At 65.0% G+C, this 19,467-nt stretch carries 19 protein-coding genes; 11 read left to right on the plus strand and 8 right to left on the minus strand.

All coding sequences use genetic code 11. The features are described 5' to 3' along the window. Positions 1-99: 99 nt before the first annotated feature. A complete protein-coding gene (locus QZY07_RS00445; protein ID WP_295398930.1) occupies positions 100-336 on the plus strand; it encodes a type II toxin-antitoxin system Phd/YefM family antitoxin in 237 nt (78 codons plus the stop codon). A 3-nt stretch (positions 337-339) separates the two neighbouring features. Further along, on the plus strand, positions 340-726 hold the full coding sequence (locus QZY07_RS00450) for a type II toxin-antitoxin system VapC family toxin (RefSeq protein WP_295398895.1): 387 nt from the start codon (positions 340-342) through the stop codon (positions 724-726). A gap of 125 nt (positions 727-851) precedes the next feature. On the opposite strand, the gene tldD is transcribed toward QZY07_RS00450, so the two are convergent. The 6 genes from tldD to rlmH form a co-directional block, all read right to left on the minus strand. Next, the gene (gene tldD / locus QZY07_RS00455) at positions 852-2,294 is read right to left on the minus strand and encodes a metalloprotease TldD (RefSeq protein ID WP_295398897.1); all 1,443 of its coding nucleotides are present in this window, start codon (positions 2,292-2,294) and stop codon (positions 852-854) included. Between the two features lie 34 nt (positions 2,295-2,328). Further along, on the minus strand, positions 2,329-3,159 hold the full coding sequence (locus QZY07_RS00460; RefSeq protein WP_295398898.1) for a carbon-nitrogen hydrolase family protein: 831 nt from the start codon (positions 3,157-3,159) through the stop codon (positions 2,329-2,331). Between the two features lie 208 nt (positions 3,160-3,367). After that, positions 3,368-7,399, minus strand: a complete 4,032-nt coding sequence (locus QZY07_RS00465; RefSeq protein WP_295398900.1) for a YhdP family protein — start codon at positions 7,397-7,399, stop codon at positions 3,368-3,370. Between the two features lie 153 nt (positions 7,400-7,552). Next, a complete protein-coding gene (gene rng / locus QZY07_RS00470) occupies positions 7,553-9,007 on the minus strand; it encodes a ribonuclease G (RefSeq protein WP_295398902.1) in 1,455 nt (484 codons plus the stop codon). 81 nt (positions 9,008-9,088) lie between these two features. Then, on the minus strand, positions 9,089-9,691 hold the full coding sequence (locus QZY07_RS00475) for a nucleoside triphosphate pyrophosphatase (RefSeq protein ID WP_295398904.1): 603 nt from the start codon (positions 9,689-9,691) through the stop codon (positions 9,089-9,091). Next, complete coding sequence (gene rlmH / locus QZY07_RS00480; RefSeq protein ID WP_295398906.1) at positions 9,681-10,154, minus strand: 23S rRNA (pseudouridine(1915)-N(3))-methyltransferase RlmH; 474 nt, start codon at positions 10,152-10,154, stop codon at positions 9,681-9,683. Before rlmH ends, QZY07_RS00475 begins: the two co-directional genes overlap by 11 nt. A gap of 314 nt (positions 10,155-10,468) precedes the next feature. Between rlmH and tatA the strand changes: the two genes are divergently transcribed. The 4 genes from tatA (at position 10,469) to QZY07_RS00500 (ending at position 13,163) form a co-directional block, all read left to right on the plus strand. Next, positions 10,469-10,720, plus strand: a complete 252-nt coding sequence (gene tatA / locus QZY07_RS00485; protein ID WP_295398908.1) for a twin-arginine translocase TatA/TatE family subunit — start codon at positions 10,469-10,471, stop codon at positions 10,718-10,720. A 30-nt stretch (positions 10,721-10,750) separates the two neighbouring features. After that, complete coding sequence (gene tatB / locus QZY07_RS00490) at positions 10,751-11,074, plus strand: Sec-independent protein translocase protein TatB (RefSeq protein WP_295398910.1); 324 nt, start codon at positions 10,751-10,753, stop codon at positions 11,072-11,074. Positions 11,075-11,355: 281 nt separating this feature from the next. Further along, positions 11,356-12,741 carry a citrate transporter gene (locus QZY07_RS00495; RefSeq protein WP_295398912.1) on the plus strand — a complete coding sequence of 462 codons (1,386 nt, stop codon included), beginning with the start codon at positions 11,356-11,358 and terminating at the stop codon, positions 12,739-12,741. Beyond that, positions 12,738-13,163, plus strand: a complete 426-nt coding sequence (locus QZY07_RS00500) for a universal stress protein (protein ID WP_295398914.1) — start codon at positions 12,738-12,740, stop codon at positions 13,161-13,163. The genes QZY07_RS00495 and QZY07_RS00500 overlap by 4 nt, the downstream gene beginning before the upstream one ends. Before the next feature lie 85 nt (positions 13,164-13,248). Here QZY07_RS00500 and QZY07_RS00505 read toward each other — a convergent pair whose 3' ends face one another. Beyond that, positions 13,249-14,487 carry a diguanylate cyclase gene (locus QZY07_RS00505; RefSeq protein ID WP_295398916.1) on the minus strand — a complete coding sequence of 413 codons (1,239 nt, stop codon included), beginning with the start codon at positions 14,485-14,487 and terminating at the stop codon, positions 13,249-13,251. Further along, positions 14,484-14,768 (minus strand): hypothetical protein, encoded by a 285-nt coding sequence (locus tag QZY07_RS00510; RefSeq protein WP_295398918.1) that lies wholly within the window; start codon positions 14,766-14,768, stop codon positions 14,484-14,486. The genes QZY07_RS00505 and QZY07_RS00510 overlap by 4 nt, the downstream gene beginning before the upstream one ends. A gap of 247 nt (positions 14,769-15,015) precedes the next feature. On the opposite strand from QZY07_RS00510, the gene QZY07_RS00515 reads away from it, so the two are divergent. The 5 genes from QZY07_RS00515 to QZY07_RS00535 all read left to right on the plus strand — a co-directional run. Further along, positions 15,016-15,528, plus strand: a complete 513-nt coding sequence (locus tag QZY07_RS00515; RefSeq protein ID WP_295398920.1) for a SoxR reducing system RseC family protein — start codon at positions 15,016-15,018, stop codon at positions 15,526-15,528. A gap of 201 nt (positions 15,529-15,729) precedes the next feature. Further along, the gene (gene rsxA / locus QZY07_RS00520) at positions 15,730-16,311 is read left to right on the plus strand and encodes an electron transport complex subunit RsxA (RefSeq protein WP_295398922.1); all 582 of its coding nucleotides are present in this window, start codon (positions 15,730-15,732) and stop codon (positions 16,309-16,311) included. Positions 16,312-16,328: 17 nt separating this feature from the next. Next, complete coding sequence (locus QZY07_RS00525) at positions 16,329-16,859, plus strand: RnfABCDGE type electron transport complex subunit B (protein ID WP_363183494.1); 531 nt, start codon at positions 16,329-16,331, stop codon at positions 16,857-16,859. Positions 16,860-16,946: 87 nt separating this feature from the next. Beyond that, the gene (rsxC, locus tag QZY07_RS00530; protein ID WP_295398926.1) at positions 16,947-18,395 is read left to right on the plus strand and encodes an electron transport complex subunit RsxC; all 1,449 of its coding nucleotides are present in this window, start codon (positions 16,947-16,949) and stop codon (positions 18,393-18,395) included. Beyond that, positions 18,392-19,467, plus strand: a 1,076-nt coding sequence (locus QZY07_RS00535; protein ID WP_295398928.1) for an RnfABCDGE type electron transport complex subunit D, incomplete at its 3' end; no start/stop codon positions are given. The genes rsxC and QZY07_RS00535, both read left to right, overlap by 4 nt.

A 19,467-nucleotide genomic window follows, 5' to 3' on the forward strand; every position in this document is an offset into this window, starting at 1 on the left:
ATTGGAGGGCGCAGAGACTGATTCTATGGAGGTCTGAGACGATCGCCATGGCGAACTTCAACTCCGAAACGTGAGTTAGCTAAACGAGTGTCAAGCAAAATCGTGCTGCAAGTCAATATTCACGACGCCAAGACGCAATTATCCAAGCTCATCGAGCAGGCGAGCCGGGGCGAAGAGGTGATCATCGCCAAGGCGGGCATTCCGGTTGCCCGGCTAACCGCCATTCAGCCCGCGACCTCCGGCCGGCGGTTTGGTGCGTTGCGTGGCCGCGCGCGCGTGGACGGGCGTTTTTTCGAGCCCCTGCCTGAAGCAGAATTACAGGCATGGGAAGAGTAACCGATGCGCCTCTTGCTCGACACCCACGCACTGCTTTGGTGGCTCGATGGCGATCATCGATTGCCGGTGACCGCGCAGGCCGCGATCGGCGAATCGGACAACCAAGTGATCGTCAGCGCGGCCTCCGCCTGGGAGATCGCCACCAAAGTCAGAATCGGGAAACTCCCCGGCGCGATCGAGGTCGCAGATCGGTTCAGCGAAATCTTGGCCGAGCAGCAATTCGCTTCGCTTCCGATCGCCGTTGAACACGCGCGCCGCGCCGGACTCTTGCCGGGCGAGCACCGCGACCCGTTCGACCGCATGCTCATCGCGCAATCCCAGATCGAAGGGCTGACCCTGGTCAGCAATGAGAGCCTGTTCGACGGCTTTGGGATTGAACGGTTGTGGTGATCTGGAGCCGTTGCGCCACGGTCGGCTAAAGATCCACCGTCCATTCGGGTGACCAAGCGCAGCACAACCCTCCGCAGCGATACGGGACTCCGGGCGGGGTTGGATTCGCGGGGCTCTTCCGCGGCTTATTGAGATGTCCCGCCCACCGTCAGCGCATCCACCCGCAAGGTCGGCTGCCCCACCCCGACCGGCACGCTTTGACCTTCCTTGCCGCAGGTTCCAACGCCTTCGTCGAGCTTCAGATCGTTGCCGATCATGCTGACGCGGGTCAGCACGTCCGGTCCGTTGCCGATCAGGGTCGCGCCCTTGACCGGGCGGCCGATCTTGCCGTTTTCGATCAGATAGGCTTCGCTGGCGGAGAAGACGAACTTGCCGGAGGTGATGTCGACCTGACCGCCGCCGAAGTTGACGGCATACAGACCTTTCTTGACCGAGGCGATGATCTCGGCGGGGTCGTGCTGGCCGGCCAGCATATAGGTGTTGGTCATGCGCGGCATGGGCAGATGGGCGTAGGATTCGCGCCGGCCGTTGCCCGTCGGCGCGCTGCCGGTGAGCCGGGCGTTGAGCTTGTCCTGCATGTAGCCGCGCAGGATGCCGTCCTCGATCAACACCGTGTTCTGGGTGATGGTGCCTTCGTCATCCATGTTGAGCGAGCCGCGCCGGCCCTCCAGGGTGCCATTGTCGACCACGGTCACGCCCGGCGCGGCGACTCGCTCGCCGATGCGCCCGGCGAAGGCCGAACTGCCCTTGCGGTTGAAGTCGCCTTCGAGTCCGTGGCCGATGGCCTCGTGCAGCAGCACGCCGGGCCAGCCGGCGCCCAGCACCACGGTCATGGTTCCGGCGGGCGCGTCCTCGGCATCCAGATTGGTCAGGGCCAGACGCACCGCCTCGCGGGCATAACCCAGGGCGCGATCCTCGGCCAGAAAATACCCCAGATCGGTGCGGGCGCCGCCGCCGCTGGAACCCTGCTCGCGCCGCCCGTCCTGCTCGACGATGACGTTCACGCTCATGCGGATCAGCGGACGGATGTCCGCCGCCAGACTGCCATCGTCGGCGAGCACCAGCACGGTATCCTGAGCCGCGACCAGGCTGGCGGTCACCTCGCGCACGCGCGGATCGAGACGACGCGCTTCTTCGTCCACCCGATGCAGGAGCGCGACCTTCTCCGGATCGGCCAGACTCTCGATCGGGTTGATCGGGGCGTAAAGCCGCCGCTCGCTCAAGGCATGGCCGACCTTGACCCGCGCCTCCTGACCGCCACGGGCGATTGAACGCGCCGCCTCGGCGGCCTGCGCCAGGGCCGGGAATTGCAGTTCGTCCGAATAGGCAAACCCGGTCTTCTCGCCGCTGACGGCCCGCAGCCCGGCCCCCTGCTCGATACTGAAGTTGCCATCCTTAATGATGCCGTCCTCAAGCACCCAGGACTGGAGCCGGCTGGACTGAAAGTAGATATCCGCCGCATCCACCACGGAACTGGTCAGGCGGCCCAGCAGACGGTCAAGATCGTGTTCGACGAGACCGGCGGGGGCCAGGATGCTGTCGCGGGCAATGGCAATCGGGTCATTCATAGGCGGGGAACGGCTCTCTCATCAGGAACAAGGCTTAAAAGGCGCATTTCAAACGCCGGTGATCGATGGTGGGGAAGTTGCGCCGGACCGAACTCTGGAATTCCTGGTCGACCGCGCAGCAGATGCAGCCGCGTCCGCGCGGGACCTGCGCCAGCACCGTACCCCAGGGATCGACGATCATGCTGTGTCCATGGGTCTCGCGGCCGTTCAGATGAAAACCGCCCTGCGCCGCGGCGACGACATAGACCAGATTTTCGATAGCGCGGGCGCGGACCAGGGTCTCCCAGTGCGCCTTGCCGGTGATCGCGGTAAAGGCGGAGGGGATGGCCAGCACTTCGACGCTACTGTCGAGCATCGTCCGAAACAGTTCGGGAAAACGCAGATCATAACAGACCGCAATCCCGAGACGCCCGAACGGACTATCGAGCACTACCAGTTGATTGCCACCCTCGATGGAAGCCGATTCGTGATAGCGCTCGTCAACCCCCGGCAGGGTGACATCGAAGAGATGGATCTTGTCGTAACGGGCCATGCGCTCGCCCTGTTCGTTGTAGACCAGACAGGCCGCGCGCACCTTGCTGGGGTCTTCGGCCACCATCGGGATGGTGCCGCCGACCAGCCAGATGCCATGCTGTTTGGCAAGGCGCGACAGAAACGACTGAAGCGGGCCCTCGCCATCCGTCTCGCGCAGCGCCAGTTGGTCCTGGCCGTGCTTGCCCATGAAGGCGAAATTTTCCGGCAGGACGACGAGACTGGCACCGTTGTCGACCGCCTCCTTGATCAAACGCTCCGCCTCGAACAGATTGGCGTTGACATTGGGACCGGTCGCCATCTGGACCGCGCCGAGCTTGAGTTTTTTTGTCATGATGTTCACCGCTCGGTCCGACGCTCGCAAGGGCGTATCGGACCGGCTGTTAATCGGCTGCTGAATCGATTCCAGTGACGCGGATACCAGTCCCTGGACCCGCCGCGCCAGCCAAGGCCGGGTTTTGACAACGGTGCAAGACGGAGCGGCGGGAACCGCGACACTGTTGGAACGATACCACCAGACCCACCACCCCGAAACCGGAAGCTCATTCCAAATCCAGAAACAGGTTCGTTTCGGTCGTGGGCGGTGACGCTTCGGCGTCCTCGCCGATCGCACTCGCGCCGATCAGCGGCTCCCAGCCGAGGCGCGTGAAGGCGGGCTCGCTCCAGGGTCCGGTCACCCGATAACGATAGCGACCGAGTCGATCGATCGGGTTGCCCGCCACCCGGTCGACCAGATAGACGGCGGCGCCGACCACCGGGCCGCCGGCGACCGCGCTCGCCAACGCGACGCTCGAACCGAGCTTGGGTTCGACCGTCACCGTCTGATCGAAGCGCTGGGCCACCAGATCGGTCAGGCCCTCGACCATGACCTTGCCCGCCGGTCCGTCGATGGCGAAGCCGTCAACACCGGCTTTGCCGTCGCCGAGCGTGATTCGCCCGCCCATGGTTTCAAAGGCGAAACCCTGCCCATAGAGATCGGTAAAATCCATCGCCAGGCGCCGATTCAGTGCCGCGAAATTCAGGAATCCAAGCACCCGTCCGAGTCCTGGCTCCACCTCCAGCAGCCGCCCGTCTCCCACCTGAAGCGCGATGTTGCCGTCGGCTTTCGGCCAGTCGAAAGCGCCGAATTCACCCGGCCAGGTCAATTGCAGCGTCGCCGTGACCTGACCGGCCTCCAGCCCGCTGGTGTCATCGAGCACATGCAGAAGCGCGCCCAGATCCGGTGCCTTCAGCGCCAGTGCGATTCGGCTGTGTCCGCGTTCGCCGGAGCGCCGCCACTCGCCCTCGCCGCTCAGGTCGAGAAGGCGGCCATTCAGGGTCAGGCGCGGTAGCCGGATGCCCAGCGGATCGTGACGCAGCCCCAGATCGAGCCGGCCCAGCGAGGCGTCGCCCCAGCGCAGCTCGCTCACCCGCAGATCGAGCGCGGGGAGCTTCATGGACCGCCCCCCTTTGGTGTCCGCCACGCGCGTCTGTTTGCTGTCCTTGGATCGCGACAGCAGGGGCCGCAGATCCAGCCGCTCCAACTCCAGATTCAGCGGGCGACGCTCCACCGTCGGCGGGAAACGAATCCGCCCGGCGAGCTCATCGGCGCTCACCCGAAGATCCCAGCCATCCGTCGGCGGGGCCAGGTCGAGCGCCAGCCCGTGCAGCTCAAGCTCGCCCAGGCGCAGACGGTCGATCCGCAGTTGCACGCCGGCCAGTTCAGGCGTCCCGTCTTCCGCCCGCGCGGACCCGGAAGCCGCGCCCAAAGGCGGCTGCATGGACGCGAACCACTCCGTCCAGGCCGCCAGGTCAAGCTCCTTCAGCGCGCCATCGAGGAAGACGCCAGCCCGCTCCGGCGCGGGTGCCGAGGTTGCGCCCAGCCGCAGATGCGCGCCGGTCAGACGGGGCGCGTCCAGCTCCAGATCCAGGCGCAGATTGCCCCCCAGATCGCCAAGATGACCGGCCATCTCCAGGGACCGACCCGGCGTCAGGGTTCCGGCCAATTCCAGATCCCGCGCGGCGGGAGCCGGTTTGCCCAATGGCGGCGGCAGCGCGATGGACAGACCCTGCAAGCGGGAGGACAGGCGATAGTCGAGGGTTAGCAACGCCTCGCCAACCTCGCGATTTTTCAAGCGTACCGCCAGATCCCAATCGAGCGCGCCGCTCAGGCTTGCCCACGTCGGGTTGGGGAAGCGCCGCGCCAACTCGGCGACCGGCGTGCGTGCCCGCGCGCCGATCCGGGTGCGCGAGGTGGCGGGCTCGTCCGCGCCCTCGGTGGCGATGGACAGGCGGACCGGCTGTCCCCAGAGTTGGGCCGTCAGCGCCTCGGCGTCGAGACTCTTCTCGGTAAACTTCAGGGTTCCGCCCAGCTCTGACAGACTGAAGGGCGTGCCCTGGATGCTCAGGGTTGCCGGCGCGGGCCAGGTGAGTTGGCCCGCGACCCCCAGATGCCCATCCTTGACCAGTGGCAGATCGAGATCGAGCGCGAGCCGCGAATCGCCGCTGACCGACATGACGTCGGCCAGTCGCCCCAGAGGATTGGCGAGCGGCGTCTCCTTCAGCGTGCGCAGACCGTCGGAAAATGGCCCTTGCGCCTCGCCGTGGATACGCATGCGCTCCGCCCCCCAGAGATCGGGGATCCGCGCCTGCCCGCCCGAAAAGGCGCTGTCGTAGAGACGACCGCGCTCGACCCGAATGTCCAACCCCTGATTGAGAAAGCGCAGTTGCCCGGCGGCCGACGCGATGGGCGGCCAACCCTTTTGATACTCCAGCAGCAAATCCTCGAAGGCCAGGAGCAGTTCAAACCGTCCCTGCTGCTGGCGAAAGGGATAATCGGCGAGCGGCCCGCGCAGCACCAGATCGGCCTCGGTCACGCGCCCCGCGACGATCGACTCGGACAGCCAGCCGACCAGCTCCGGTTGCATGATGCCCACGGGCAGATAGGTGCGGACATGGGAGGCATCGCCGTCGTGAAAACGCGCGCGCAGATCCAGGAAGGGACCGCCGCCGCGATCGGGATCGGATGCCGGCGGCAGCGTCAGTCCGAAGCGGACCTGCCCGGCCAGATCGGCGTTCTCCAGATGGAGATCGCGACCGGACACTTGCCAGACGCCGGTCGGATCGCGCCGCCAGTCCAGCCGTCCGCTGAGCCGATCCAGGTTCAGTCGCTCGCTGAAGAGCGGACTGAGATCCAGGGACGACCCGGTGGCGCTAAGCTGGAGCGCGCCGCCATCCTGATCGGCCGACAGACGGGCGCCGAGCCCCGCGAATCCAGGCGCGGCGTCCGTCCGCTCGCAGCCGAATTCGGACAGCTTCGCCGATACCTGCCAGCGCAACGGCCGGTCTTGCTGACGGGGCGGCAGCCCCTCGGCCCGCAACCGCAGATCGGTCACCCGCCCTCGCGGCTGGGCCTCCAGCAGGCGCGCCGCCGACTCGGGCAGTTGCCAGGGACTCGCGCGCAGGATCCCGGCGACCTCGGCAAGCTCCAGTTGGTCGGCGGCGAGCGCGAGATGCGAGACCGCCCCCTCGGCGTTAAAACGCAGAGCGAGCGCGAGATCCGAGAGATCGGCGCCGCCAACGCTGGCGTTCAGATCGGCGATCTCCAGCCGCCAACCCGAGTCTTGCGGCCGGACGCGCGCCAGCGCACGCACGCGCGACAGGGTCAGCGGCCGGGACTCGTCAAGTCTCCCGCCCGGTTCGGACGATGCGGCGCCGGGGTGCAGCGAAAGCCCGAGCAGGTCGACTCGCAGCAGCGATTGTTCCAGCCGGCCAGCGCGGACCCGGTGCCAGCTTTCGAGCCGGACGCTTCCGGTCGCGAGCGTCCACCCGTTCAGTAACGCCGACGGCGCCAGCCAGCCCAGATCGGTCCCGGCGAGGCTGGCCTGGAGTTGACCGCTCCAGGACCGAAGGTCGGCCGGCGCTCCGGACAGTTGGGCGCTCAAGCGCAACTGGCTGGCGCTGCCATTCGGCTCCAGGTCAAGGACTGGCGCGGCTGGAACGGGACGCGCGGACAGATCGAGCCGATGGCTTCGGCCAGCGTTGCGTAGCTGCAGATCGACCTCGGTCAGACGCAGCGGCGCCCTGCCCCGCCCGGCATCGACAAACCGAATCTCGCTCTCGACGAGGTTGAGACGCCCCTGCCCCAGAAACCGCTCTAGCATCCTTGGGTCATCGTTTTGCAATGCCTCGAAGCCGACGAGTCGCAGCCGGTCATCGCGGGTACGCTCCACCGTCAGACACGCCCCCACCAGGGTCATGCGGCGGAACTGGGGCGACGCCAGGCGCAGGGAACCCAGCACATCCAGATCCAGTTCCACCGCCTTCAGGCGCAGCGCCTCGGCGCCGGTGCGCGGATCGGACAAGAGCACCTGATCGAGAACCAGACGCGGCGCGAAACCGGAGAGTCGCGCATGCAGCGCGCCGATCGACACCCGATAGCCCAGCCGCTGGCTCAGGGACTGCGCCAGCGCATCCCGAGAACCCTCGAACCAGGGCAACGCCAGACGTGCCCCTGACATCAGCAAGGCCAGGGCGACCAAGGCCGCCAGGCCAAGCGTCAGGAAAAACGCGGAAAAACGTTTGAGTCGACGCATTGGTTCAGCCGGTTTGCGCAAGCGATCGTTAAAGCCCTCGGGCGGTTACGGGGAACGTTTCAACCGGAATCAACGCTTGGCGGCCTCTCGATGGGTAAGACGCTTTCCGGAAATCGCTTCAAATTCAATCCGCCAACGGCCAACTGAATACAATCAGATTAACACCACGTCATATTGTTCCTGGGTATAGAGCGCCTCCGCCTGAAGCCGGATCGGGCGGCCGATGAACGACTCCAGCTCGGCCAGATGGGCGGATTCCTCGTCGAGGAGACGGTCGACCACCTCCTGCGAGGCCAGCACCAGCAGGGTCTCCACCTCGAACTGACGCGATTCGCGCAGAATTTCGCGAAAGATTTCGTAACAGGTGGTCTCGGCGGTCTTGATCGAACCGCGCCCGCCGCAACAGGGGCAGGGCTCGCACAAAACATGCTCCAGCGACTCGCGGGTGCGTTTGCGCGTCATCTCCACCAGACCCAGGGACGAGACCTCGGTGATATGCGTCTTGGCATGATCGCGGGCCAGGCATTTGTCCAGCGCGCGCAGCACTTGGCGCTTGTGCTCGTCCTCGGTCATGTCGATAAAATCGATGATGATGATCCCGCCGAGATTGCGCAGCCGCAGTTGCCGGCAGATCGCCTGGGCCGCCTCCAGATTGGTCTTGAAGATCGTCTCTTCCAGATTACGGTGTCCGACGAAGGCACCGGTATTGACATCGATGGTGGTCATGGCCTCGGTCTGGTCGATCACCAGATGGCCACCGGACTTGAGGCTCACCTTGCGCAGCAACGCCTTTTTGATTTCGTCCTCGATCCCGTACAGATCGAACAGCGGACGCGCGCCCTGATAGTGGTCGATGCGATCCTTAATCTCCGGGATGTACTTGGCCGCGAAGGGCAATGCCTTATCGACCATGGCGCGGGAGTCGATGCGGATGCGCTCCACCTCGGGCGTCACCAGATCGCGCAGCGCGCGCAGCGCCAGCGGCAGATCGTCATGGATCAGACTGATCTCGTTAACCACCGAGCAGCGCTGCTTCACGCCGCGCCACAATTTGGCCAGAAAGGCCATGTCCTTGCACAGCGCCTCCTCGCTGACGCCCTCCGCCGCGGTGCGACCGATAAAACCGCCCTCGCCCTCATGAGCGTCGACATAACGTTGCAGGATGTCGCGCAGCCGACGCCGTTCCTCCTCATCCTCGATCTTCTGCGACACCCCGGTGCTGGCCATCGCGGGCATGCAGACCAGATAGCGCGAGGCGATCGAGATATTGGTGGTCAGGCGCGCGCCCTTGGTACCAAGCGGATCCTTGACCACCTGGACCACGACCATGTCGCCCTCGTGCACCAATTCGTGGATATGATCCTCGCGCGGCTCGCCCTGGACGCCGAGAATGTCCGAGGCGTGCAGAAAAGCCGCGCGCTCCAGGCCGATATCGACGAAGGCCGCCTGCATCCCCGGCAGCACCCGGCACACCCGGCCCTTGTAGATATTGCCGACCAGACCGCTCCGCTCGGCACGCTCGATGATGATCTCCTGCACCACGCCGTTTTCGACCACGGCAACCCGGGTCTCGGGCGGTGTCACATTGATCAGGATTTCTTCGCTCACGGGATCGTTGTCTCAGTTGTCAGTTGTCAGTTGTCAGTTGTCAGTTGTCAGTGATGACGGTAGCGGGCGGATGGGGGCGAATCAAACGGCTTGCGCGGGCAGGAGTTCGATTCCCGCCTGCTCCAGCAGGCGTCCGGTCTCGAACAGCGGCAGACCCATCACTCCCGAGTAACTGCCCTCCAGCGCGGCGACAAACAAGGCCCCATGGCCCTGAATGCCATAGCCTCCGGCCTTGTCCAGCGGCTCTCCGGTGCGCCAGTAGCGCCGGATTTCCTCCTCGCGGATCGGTCGGAAGGTCACGCGACTTTCGCTCATCTCGACCCACTCCCGCGCCCCCGCGATCAGGGCCACCGCGGTCAAAACGCGATGAGTTTGGCCGGACAGCAAGCGCAGCATGCGCGCGGCATCCTCGCGATCGCGGGGCTTGCCCAAAAGATGCCCTTCGCTGACCACCGCGGTATCTGCGGCCAGCACGGGACGACCATCGCGCTCCGGCAGAACGGATCTCCCCGCTCGGCCCTTCTCCAGCGCGATCCGGCGCACATACTCGGTGGGCGACTCCTCGGGCCGAGGCGTCTCGTCGATGTCGGCGGCGATGACCGCGAACCGCACCCCAACCTGAGTCAGCAGTTCGCCCCGACGTGGCGACCGGGAGGCAAGATAGATCTGGTGTTCAGCCGCCACGATGATAAGGATGCCCCTGCATCAGACTCCAGGCACGGTAGAGTTGTTCGGCCACAATCACCCGTACCAAGGGGTGCGGAAAGGTCAGAGCAGACAGTGACCAGCGCTGCCTGGCCCGTGCCAGACACTCCGGCGCGAGTCCATCCGGACCGCCGATCAGCAGGGCCTGGTCATGGCCTTCGGACAGCCAGTCGCCGAGATAGCGCGCCAGCGTCTCGGTGCTCCAGCACTGCCCCTGGACATCGAGCGCGACCACGCCTGCCCCCTTGGGAATCGCCTTCAGGATGCGCCTGCCTTCCTCCTCGCGGGCCAGCGCCGGCGGCGTCGCTTTGCCGCGCCGCAGCGGGTCGATCTCCACCAGATGCAGCGCGCACTCGGGCGGCAGACGCTTGGCATACTCGGCGTAGCCCGCCTCGACCCAGCCGGGCATCCGACGCCCGACACTGATGAGGTGAATGCGCATCTTGAACGGCGTCCAGAGTGAATACGGCGGAGGATGGCGCGAACGAAGTCGAGTTTACTCGAAAACCACGGATGCCATCGCTGGACGCGGTTTCGCTGACCTTTCTCAATCCCGGCTAGAATCCAACCATCGTTGCGCAACCAAACATCGGTGCATCGCTTCCGGACAGCAGTTGGTTCGGTTATGATCTGGCGCCTCGTCAAGCGACCTGTCATAGGTTGGCGGCAATCCTTTAAGACTGACGCGGACCATCGGCCCGCGACAGTCCACCCTGACATCAATTCGTCCACGGTTGTGGCGAGACGGAGAAACGCATGGGACTCGGCGGCATCAGTATCTGGCAGTTATTAATCATCCTGATCATCGTTTTGTTGCTGTTTGGCACCAAGCGATTGAAAAATATCGGCTCCGATCTAGGTAGTGCGATCAAAAGCTTCCGTAGCTCGATGGCGAACGCAGACAAGGATGACAAGGTCGACGATGAGCAACCGACCAGCGGACAGGCCGCCAGTCCTCAGGTTTCAACGTCGAAAACCAGCCAAGACACGGACAAGAATCGCACCTGAACCACGCTCGACAGACCAGGTTGACCCATCATGTTTGACGTCGGCTTCTCGGAACTGATCATGGTCGCGGTCGTCGCGCTCCTCGTCGTCGGCCCGGAGCGACTGCCCAAGCTCGCCCGCGTTGCCGGCATGTGGCTCGGGCGGGCACGACGCACCCTGGTCTCGGTCAAACAGGAGATCGACCGCGAACTGAAGGCGGGGGAACTCGCTGAAATTCTCAAGCAGCAGGCCGTCTCCAAGCCGCTGGAGACCATTCTGGAAGAGGCGTCCAAGCCTCCTTCGCCATCGTCTACCCCAGCCGCGCCGGCTTCCGCCGATCCCTCGGCCACGCCCGATCAACATTCGCGCGGCTAAGGCAGCGACGATTGTCCGTTTCGACTGCGTGACAAGCGCGCAGCCAAAGGCGAACGGAGCATCGGCAGACGCTTTCCCGGAAGTCACCTAAACCGCTTCGCACGCCGCAACTCCCGCACCGGGAAGCACCCTGGCGGTGCAAGACGATCCACTCAAGGATGGTCCCCTCACCACCGCCGGGAAACCTATTGACAACAATTCATGCCGTTAAAGAGGTTGCTCGATTGAATCCCCTATCCGCCTGGACATCCCGCGTCCACCAATCCTCGCGCTCCCGGCGCATGCCCCGGCCCGTGATGATCGCTCTGATCCTGACCTGTCTGCTAGCCCCGCTCGCGGCCATTGCCTCGCCAGTGACGCAGGAAATCGCGGTCTTCGGCATTCCGACCGAATTCATCCTCTTCGCGGCCACCCTGCTCGGGGTGGCCTTTTTTCACCATCATACCCTCCCCGTCGCCCTGACCGGACTAACCGCCATCGTGGCCTACAAACTCGCGTTCTCGGGCTTCCACGCGGGTACGGGGCTTACCGGCCTCGCGGGGCACCTGGTCGGCGAATGGGTGATTTTGGCCAACTTGCTCGGTCTCCTGCTCGGTTTCGCCCTGCTGGCCCGGCATTTCGAGGACAGCGGAGTGCCGCAAATCCTGCCGCGTTACTTGCCGGACGGCTGGCTCGGCGGCTTCGCGCTGCTAGTCGCGATTTTCGTGCTGTCGAGTTTCCTCGACAACATCGCCGCCGCCCTGATCGGCGGCACCGTCGCCTTCACCGTCTTCCAGCGGCGGGTGCATATCGGCTATCTCGCGGCCATCGTGGCGGCCTCCAATGCCGGCGGCTCCGGGAGCGTGGTGGGCGATACCACGACGACCATGATGTGGATTTCCGGCATTGCGCCGCTGGAGGTCTTCCACGCCTATGTCGCCGCCGGCGTGGCCCTGGTGATTTTCGGCATCCCCGCCGCGCTCCAGCAGCATCGCTTCTCGCCGATCGTCTGCGATGTCCCGGAAGGCAGCCGGATCGACTGGCCCCGCCTCGGCATCGTCGCCTGGATTCTCATCGCCGCCGTCGCGACCAACATCGTCATGAACTTCGGCTTCAAGGATCTGGCGAACGCCTTTCCGGTGCTTGGCATTGCGGTCTGGGTCGCCATTCTGCTTGCCGCCCGGCTGCGCAAGCCTGAGTGGAGCCTGCTACCGGAAGCCATCAAGGGCAGCCTCTTCCTGCTCACGCTGGTCGTCTGCGCCTCCATGATGCCCGTGGAAAGATTGCCGGAAGCCTCCTGGTATTCCGCCTTTACGCTGGGCTTCGTCTCCGCCGTCTTCGACAACATCCCACTCACCGCGTTGGCCATCGAGCAGGGCGGATTCGATTGGGGGATGCTGGCCTACGCGGTCGGTTTCGGCGGCTCCATGATCTGGTTCGGCAGCTCCGCCGGCGTGGCGCTCTCGAATCTGTACCCGCAGGCCAAATCGGTCGGCTCCTGGCTGCGTCACGGCTGGCATGTCGCGGTGGCCTATGTGGTTGGCTTCGCCGCCCTCATGCTCACCCTCGGCTGGCAACCGCATGTGGCACCGTCGGCGGCAACGCCAGCCGCAAGCGCCATGCACGGTCAACCATCGACGGTTCAGCTTGAAACCATGCCACAGGTCAATCAGGAGACAAATCGATGATTAAGTTTCTGGCACCGGTCGATGGCTCGGAATCCGCGGAACGCGCCGTCCGTCATCTGATTCAACTCGCTCGCTGCAAGGCGCCGGCGGAAATCCATCTCCTCAATGTGCGTGAACCGATCGATGCCTGGGAAGTACGCCGTTTCATGACCGAGGAGGAGATCGCGCAGACCCAGCAAGCCGAGGGCGAAAGCGACCTGCGGTCCGCGCGCGCCTTGCTCGACGATGCTGGACTCCCCTATCTCGCCCAGGTGTTGATCGGCCCGGTCGCGCAGACCATCGCGACCTTCGCCACCGAGCAGGGCTGCGACGCCATCGTCATGGGGACGCATGGGCGGGGGGGGCTCGGGAATCTCCTGATGGGATCGGTGGCGACCAAGGTGATCCATCTGGCGGGGATCCCGGTTACGCTGGTCCGGTAAATGCGTGCGGCACCGCCCGGCTCGGCCGGGCGGAGTCTCCAGAATCGGACTCCCCAAGGGTTTGCCCGCGTGATCGTGCGGTCGATCATCCCGTCATCATGGTCGCGACGCGATCCCGGGGAATGGCGTGGATCTCGCAGCGATTACGACCCCGTTGCTTCGCCTGATACAGCGCCTGGTCCGCCTGCTGGACCAGCACCTCCGGCTCGGGATAGGCATCCTCGGCAACCGTGCCCCCAAGACTGATGGTCACGCAGCCGGTGGGCGAGTTGGGGTGACGGATATTTAAGGCCATCACCGCCAGGCGTAGCGCCTCGGCGACGTTCCGTAACCCCGGCAAACCGGTGTTCGGCAGCACGAGGACAAATTCTTCGCCGCCATAGCGGGCGCAGGAATCGCCGCCGCGCCGCAACTTCTCCTGGAGCGCCTGGGCGACTTGCCGCAGACACTGATCCCCGGCCGGATGACCGAAGGTATCGTTGTAATCCTTGAAGTGGTCGATATCGCAGAGAATCACGGCGAGCGGGGTCTGTTGCCGTCGCCCGGACTGCCACGCCTGCTGGAACTGTTCGTTGAAGAAGCGTCGATTGCGCACCCCGGTCAGCGCGTCCACCATCGCCAGTTCGCGCAGTTGGTGATGATAGCCGCTCAACATCTGGCCCATGATCGCGATGACCAACAGCCCGCTCAGACCGATCGCCAGATGGCTGAAGGTCAGCGCGGCGAGCGGGATCGCGGCGACGCGCGGCAACGTCACGCTGATCCCGCCGCGCACGTCGCCTTCCCGATACCCCTGTTCTTCATGGCAGCGCAGACACGCCTGCTCCGTGATGAGCGGCGCCATGTAACGATAGGACCGCCCGCCGACGATCTCTCCCTTCTCCGCAAGACCCTGTTCAAACTGACGCAAGGCATCGGCTTCCCAATCCCTGGGTTGGTTCTCCGGGCGCAGCGGCTTCAAACTGGTGATGTGGAACTGCACCCCTTTGCTTTGCTGGGCGATCTCGGCCAGTTGTCGGGTCATAAAGGCGGGATTGACGAGCGTCAGGGTCAGGTCATCGGAGATTCGCAGGTCGCGCCGCGGATCCTTGAGGTAGGGATTCGGCTGGGTCTCCGGGGTCACCGGGACATAGACGCCGCCATGACGGGCATTCCAGCGCCGGGTGATGACGATCTGGTCAAAAAAGGAACGCGCGGTTTCGAGCGCTAGTTCCTGGCGTTGCTCGTTGGCCTGATGGATATTCCAGGCGAGCGACAGACCCACCAGGGCACACCACAACAGACCGGCCAGAACCAGCCTGAAATTTAAGCGGTGTCCGGTCACTCGACGACCTTGGGCTCCTGCCACGCCTCCGCCAGATAGGCAAAGACGCTGTCGATCCGCGCGGCTTCCAGCGCCCCGAAGCGTTGTCCCAGGCGATAGCCGAGATTTTTCCAGGTCAGCCGCTCCAGGGCGTCGGCCGCGTAAACCTTGTCGCGCCGGGTCGCATCCTCCCAGCCGTTCAGGAATTTGCCGCGACGGTGTTCGTCAGGGGCTTTGCGTTCGTCGCGGTCATAGATGCAGGCGGTGACGGCGGCGTCGATCTCGTGGGTCGGAATGGGCATGAGGTCTCCAGCGATTGAGGGTGCGGCGACCATGGGCACCGCGTGGGGGCGCAGTCTAGCGCCAAAGGCGATCCGGGTCACTGAGCCGCGAGCGGGTTCGGCATGACAGCATACCGTTTTTATACAATGAATCGATATTTTCAACATTGCATGACGGTGCTGGTTGGGGTTACAGTATTTTGACGCGATGCAGCAATGCCAAGCCGCACTGATTTTTCGAGCAAATTCCCAATCGAGGTCACTCGCCATGTCGATCGACGTTCCCGCGCCGGAGGATTCTACAGACCCGCTCCAACCGGAGCTGGTGGAGGGTCTGGCGCGTGTCGTGGCGGTGGAGGGCAGGCTGGCCTGGCTCGAACCCGAACAGACCACCTCTTGCGGCGGCTGCGCGGCATCCGGTCTGTGCGGGGCCAAGGGCATCGGTACGACCGCGAGTCGGCTGGAGATGCGCCGTTTCCCGCTCGTCAACGATGCGCATCTCGCCGTCGGCGAGCGGGTGGTGGTCGGGGTCGATGCGCGTGCGCTGCTCAAGGCATCGGGAACCGCCTATGCGCTCCCGCTGGGCATCATGCTGGGCGCCGGTGGGGTGGCGCAGTGGATCGCCGGAAGCGATGGGATCACCATGGCGACGATGTTGGCGGGGCTTGGCGTCGGCCTGCTCGCCGCGCGCTGGGGCGCCCGTTGGCTCGGTGCCCGCGGTCAGCTCGCCCCGCGTTTTCTGCGCCGCGCCAGTGCCGGCGAAACCTGTCGAATCGAGTAAACCGCGTCCGGCAGGGCCGGCGTCGCTTGCGGATCGGATCGAGATCGCCGGACTCCAGGCACGTTGGCGCTGACGCGGTTTCAGTTTTTTACATTTTTATTATCTAAACCGCGTGCGACTGATCGTCGTTGGTGGCCAGCAAGGCTGATGTCACTTAAAACAACGCCTGTCGCGCTGGACGCGGTTTAACGGGGTCTGAACATGCAGGAATACATTCTTCTGATGGTCGGCGCGGCGCTGGTCAATAACGTGATCCTGGCCCGTTTCCTGGGTCTCTGCTCCTTCATGGGCGTGACGACCCGGATCGATACCGCCATCGGCATGGGGCTGGCGACGACCTTCGTCATCACCGTCTCCTCGATGGCGAACTGGGCCGTCGAACACTATTTATTGGTGCCCTATGGCTTGGGCTATCTGCGCACCGTGACCTTCATCCTGGTGATCGCCGGCGCCGTGCAGTTCACCGAGATGACGGTGCGCAAGGTCTCGCCGCCGTTGTTTCAGATGCTCGGTATCTATCTGCCGCTCATCACCACCAACTGCGCCGTGCTGGGCGTCGCGCTGCTGCTGGTCGAGGGCAAGATGACGTTCATCGCGGCGACCCTGTTCGCCTTTGCCTCCTCGCTCGGCTACAGCCTGGTCATGGTCATCTTCGCCGGGCTGCGCGAGCGTCTGGCGCTGGCCGAGGTGCCGCCTCTGTTCGCCGGCCCGCCGATCGGCTTCATCGTCGCCAGCCTCCTCGCGCTGGCATTCCTGGGTTTTTCTGGCATTAGTACCACCTGAGGGCTGAAACAATGTTGATGGCGGTTGGCAGTTTAACGGCGATGGGCGTTGCCCTGGGTGGCATGCTGGGTGTCGCGGCGCGTTTGCTCGCCGTCGAGGAAGACCCCTTGGAACTGGAGCTTCAGGCCATGCTGCCGGGCTCGCAGTGCGGTCAATGCGGCTTCGTCGGCTGCGCTCAGGCGGCGGCGGCGCTGGCCAGGGGCGAGGCGTCGGTGACCCTGTGTCCGCCGGGCGGCAAGGCCGTGGCCGAACAATTGGCCAAACGCCTGGGCGTGACGGTCGATCTGGCCGATCACGCGCCGCGAGTGCCCGTGTATGCGGTCATCGACGAGGAACTCTGTATCGGCTGCACGCGGTGCGTCAAGGAGTGTTCGGTCGATGGCATTATCGGTTCCAGCAAGCTGATGCACACGATCGTCGTCGAAGTCTGTCACGGCTGTTCCAAGTGCGCTCAGGTCTGTCCCACCGATGCGATTCGCATGGTCGAAATCCCGCTCACCCTTGCCGCGTGGCATTGGCCGAAGCCCGCCTCGACCCATACGCACTAACGTCCTTCTCCCCGCCCCTCTTCCCAGCGGGGGGATTTCGAGCGCCCGCGGCGCGACTTTCACGGTGTCCCTGGAGCCGTCAAATACATGAAGCTTTTCCCGATCCGTGGCGGTATCCATCCCGAATACCGCAAGGAGTTGAGCGGCGAGCGCGCCATCGAGGCGCTGCCGCTGCCCAGCCGACTCTATATCCCGCTGCAACAGCACATCGGCGCGCCCGCCGAGATCCTGGTCTCCGCAGGCGATCTGGTCAAAAAGGGCCAGGTCATCGCGCGCCGACAGGGACCAATCTCCGCGCACCATCACGCCTCCACCTCCGGGCGCGTGGTCGAAGTGACCGAGATCCCCGCCCCCCATCCGTCGGGCCTGCCGCAGACGACCATCGTCATCGAGCCCGATGGCCGGGATGAGTGGGCGGCGCTGCCCGAGCCCATCGCCGATCCCTTCGCGGTCGCCCCCGAGGTCATCGAGGAGCGTGTTGCCGAGTCCGGCATCGTCGGCATGGGTGGCGCGACCTTTCCGGCGGCGGTCAAGCTGCACCTGGGCATCCAGTACCGCATCGACACCCTGCTGATTAACGGCGCCGAGTGCGAGCCCTATCTGACCTGCGACGACCGGCTGATGCGCGAGCACGCCGAGGCGATCGTCGATGGCGCCCGCATCATGGCGCATACGCTGGGTGCGCCCCGGATCGTCGTCGGCATCGAGGAGAACAAGCCGCAGGCGCTGGCGGCGATCACGGTCGCGGCCAGCGCCTTTCCGAACATCGAAGTCGCGGCGCTGCCGGTGAAGTACCCGATGGGTTCCGAGCGTCATCTGACGCTGGCGATCACCGGACTGGAGACCCCGGCGCGCAAGCTGACCGCGGATCTGGGCGTGGTGGTGCATAACGTCGCCACCGCGCGCGCCGTCCATCAGGCCGTGCGTCTGGGCCGTCCGCTGATCGCCCGCGTGGTGACGGTGAGCGGCGGGGCGATGCGCGAGCCCAAGAATATCGAAGCGCCCATCGGCGCGCGGGTGTCCGATCTGATCGACTTCTGCGGCGGCTTCGCGCAGCGCCCGGAACGGATCATTCAGGGCGGCCCCATGATGGGCACGCCGCTGCCGAATCTGGAGGTGCCGGTCGTCAAGGGCACCTCGGGCATCCTGGCGCTCACCGCCGAGGAGATCAACGAGCGCCCCGCCGATCCCTGCATCCGCTGCGGCGCCTGCGTCAACATCTGTGCCTGCGGTCTGTCGCCGGTCGAACTCGCGGCGCATATCCGCCATGACGATCTGGACGGCGCGGCGCAGCTTGGACTCGCGGACTGTGTCTCCTGCGGCAGTTGTTCCTGGGTGTGTCCCTCGCATATTCCGCTGGTCCATTATTTCAATTACGCCAAGGGCGCCCTGAACGCACAGGATCGCGAGCAGCGCAAAACCGAGCGGACGAAAATGCTGGTCGAGGCCAATGCGGCACGTCAGGAGCGGCTCGCCGCCCAGCGCGCGGCCCGCAAGCCCAAGGCAGCGCCCGCCGCCAACGAGGTCCAGTCATGATCGGCGGCGAGACCACCAAAAGCGGCCCCTTCGCTCACAGCACGAACACCGTCCAGCAGACCATGTTCACGGTGATCCTGGCCCTGTCGCCCGCCACGCTCTTCAATCTTTATCTGTTCGGCTGGCCGTCGATCTTTCTGTTCGGCGTCACCATCGGCGCCTGCGTGGTGACCGAGGCCATCTGTCTGGCGCTGGCCGGGCGGCCGGTGACGCGCACCCTGAGCGACGGCTCGGCCGTCCTCACCGGCTGGCTGCTGGCCATGACCCTGCCGCCCTGGGCGCCCTGGTGGATCGGCGTGCTCGGCGCCGTCTTCGCTATCCCGCTGGCCAAACAGGCGTTCGGCGGACTGGGTCAGAACCTGTTCAACCCCGCCATGGTCGCGCGCGTCGCCCTGCTGGTGTCCTTCCCGGTGGTGATGACCGCCTGGATTACGCCCCATCCGCTGTTCTCGGCCGGCGCGCCCGGTCTGGCGGACGCCATCGCCATCACCTTCGGCGGACAGGTGCCGGACGGCGTGACCGCCGCCACCGCGCTGGGTTATGTCAAGACCGAGCTGTCACGGGGGATTCCGGTCTTCCAGTCGCTCGTCGAATACGGCCGCGGCACGAATCTGACCTATACCCCGGATCTCATGGATCTGGCGACCGGCTACAAACCCGGTAGTCTGGGCGAGACCTCGGCGCTCCTGATCCTGCTCGGCGGTCTGTTCCTGATGCGCCGGCGCATCATCACCTGGCATATCCCGGTCACGGTGCTGGGGACGCTGTTCCTGATGGGCACCCTGTTCAACCTGCTGGATCCGGCCCGCTTCGCCCCTGGACTCTTTCATGTCATCTCCGGCGCGACCTTCCTCGGGGCCTTCTTCATCGCCACCGACTATGTGACCTCGCCGGTCTCCGAAAAGGGTCAGTTGCTCTTCGGCCTCGGTGTCGGACTCCTGACCTGGGTCATCCGCACCTTCGCCGGGTATCCCGAAGGGATGGCCTTCGCCGTGCTGCTGATGAACTCGCTGACCCCGATCATCGACCAATACACCCGTCCGCGCCTGTTTGGCCGCACGCGCAAAGGCGA

The sequence above is a fragment of the uncultured Thiocystis sp. genome (genome assembly GCF_903866365.1).
Classification (GTDB): Bacteria; Pseudomonadota; Gammaproteobacteria; order Chromatiales; family Chromatiaceae; genus Chromatium.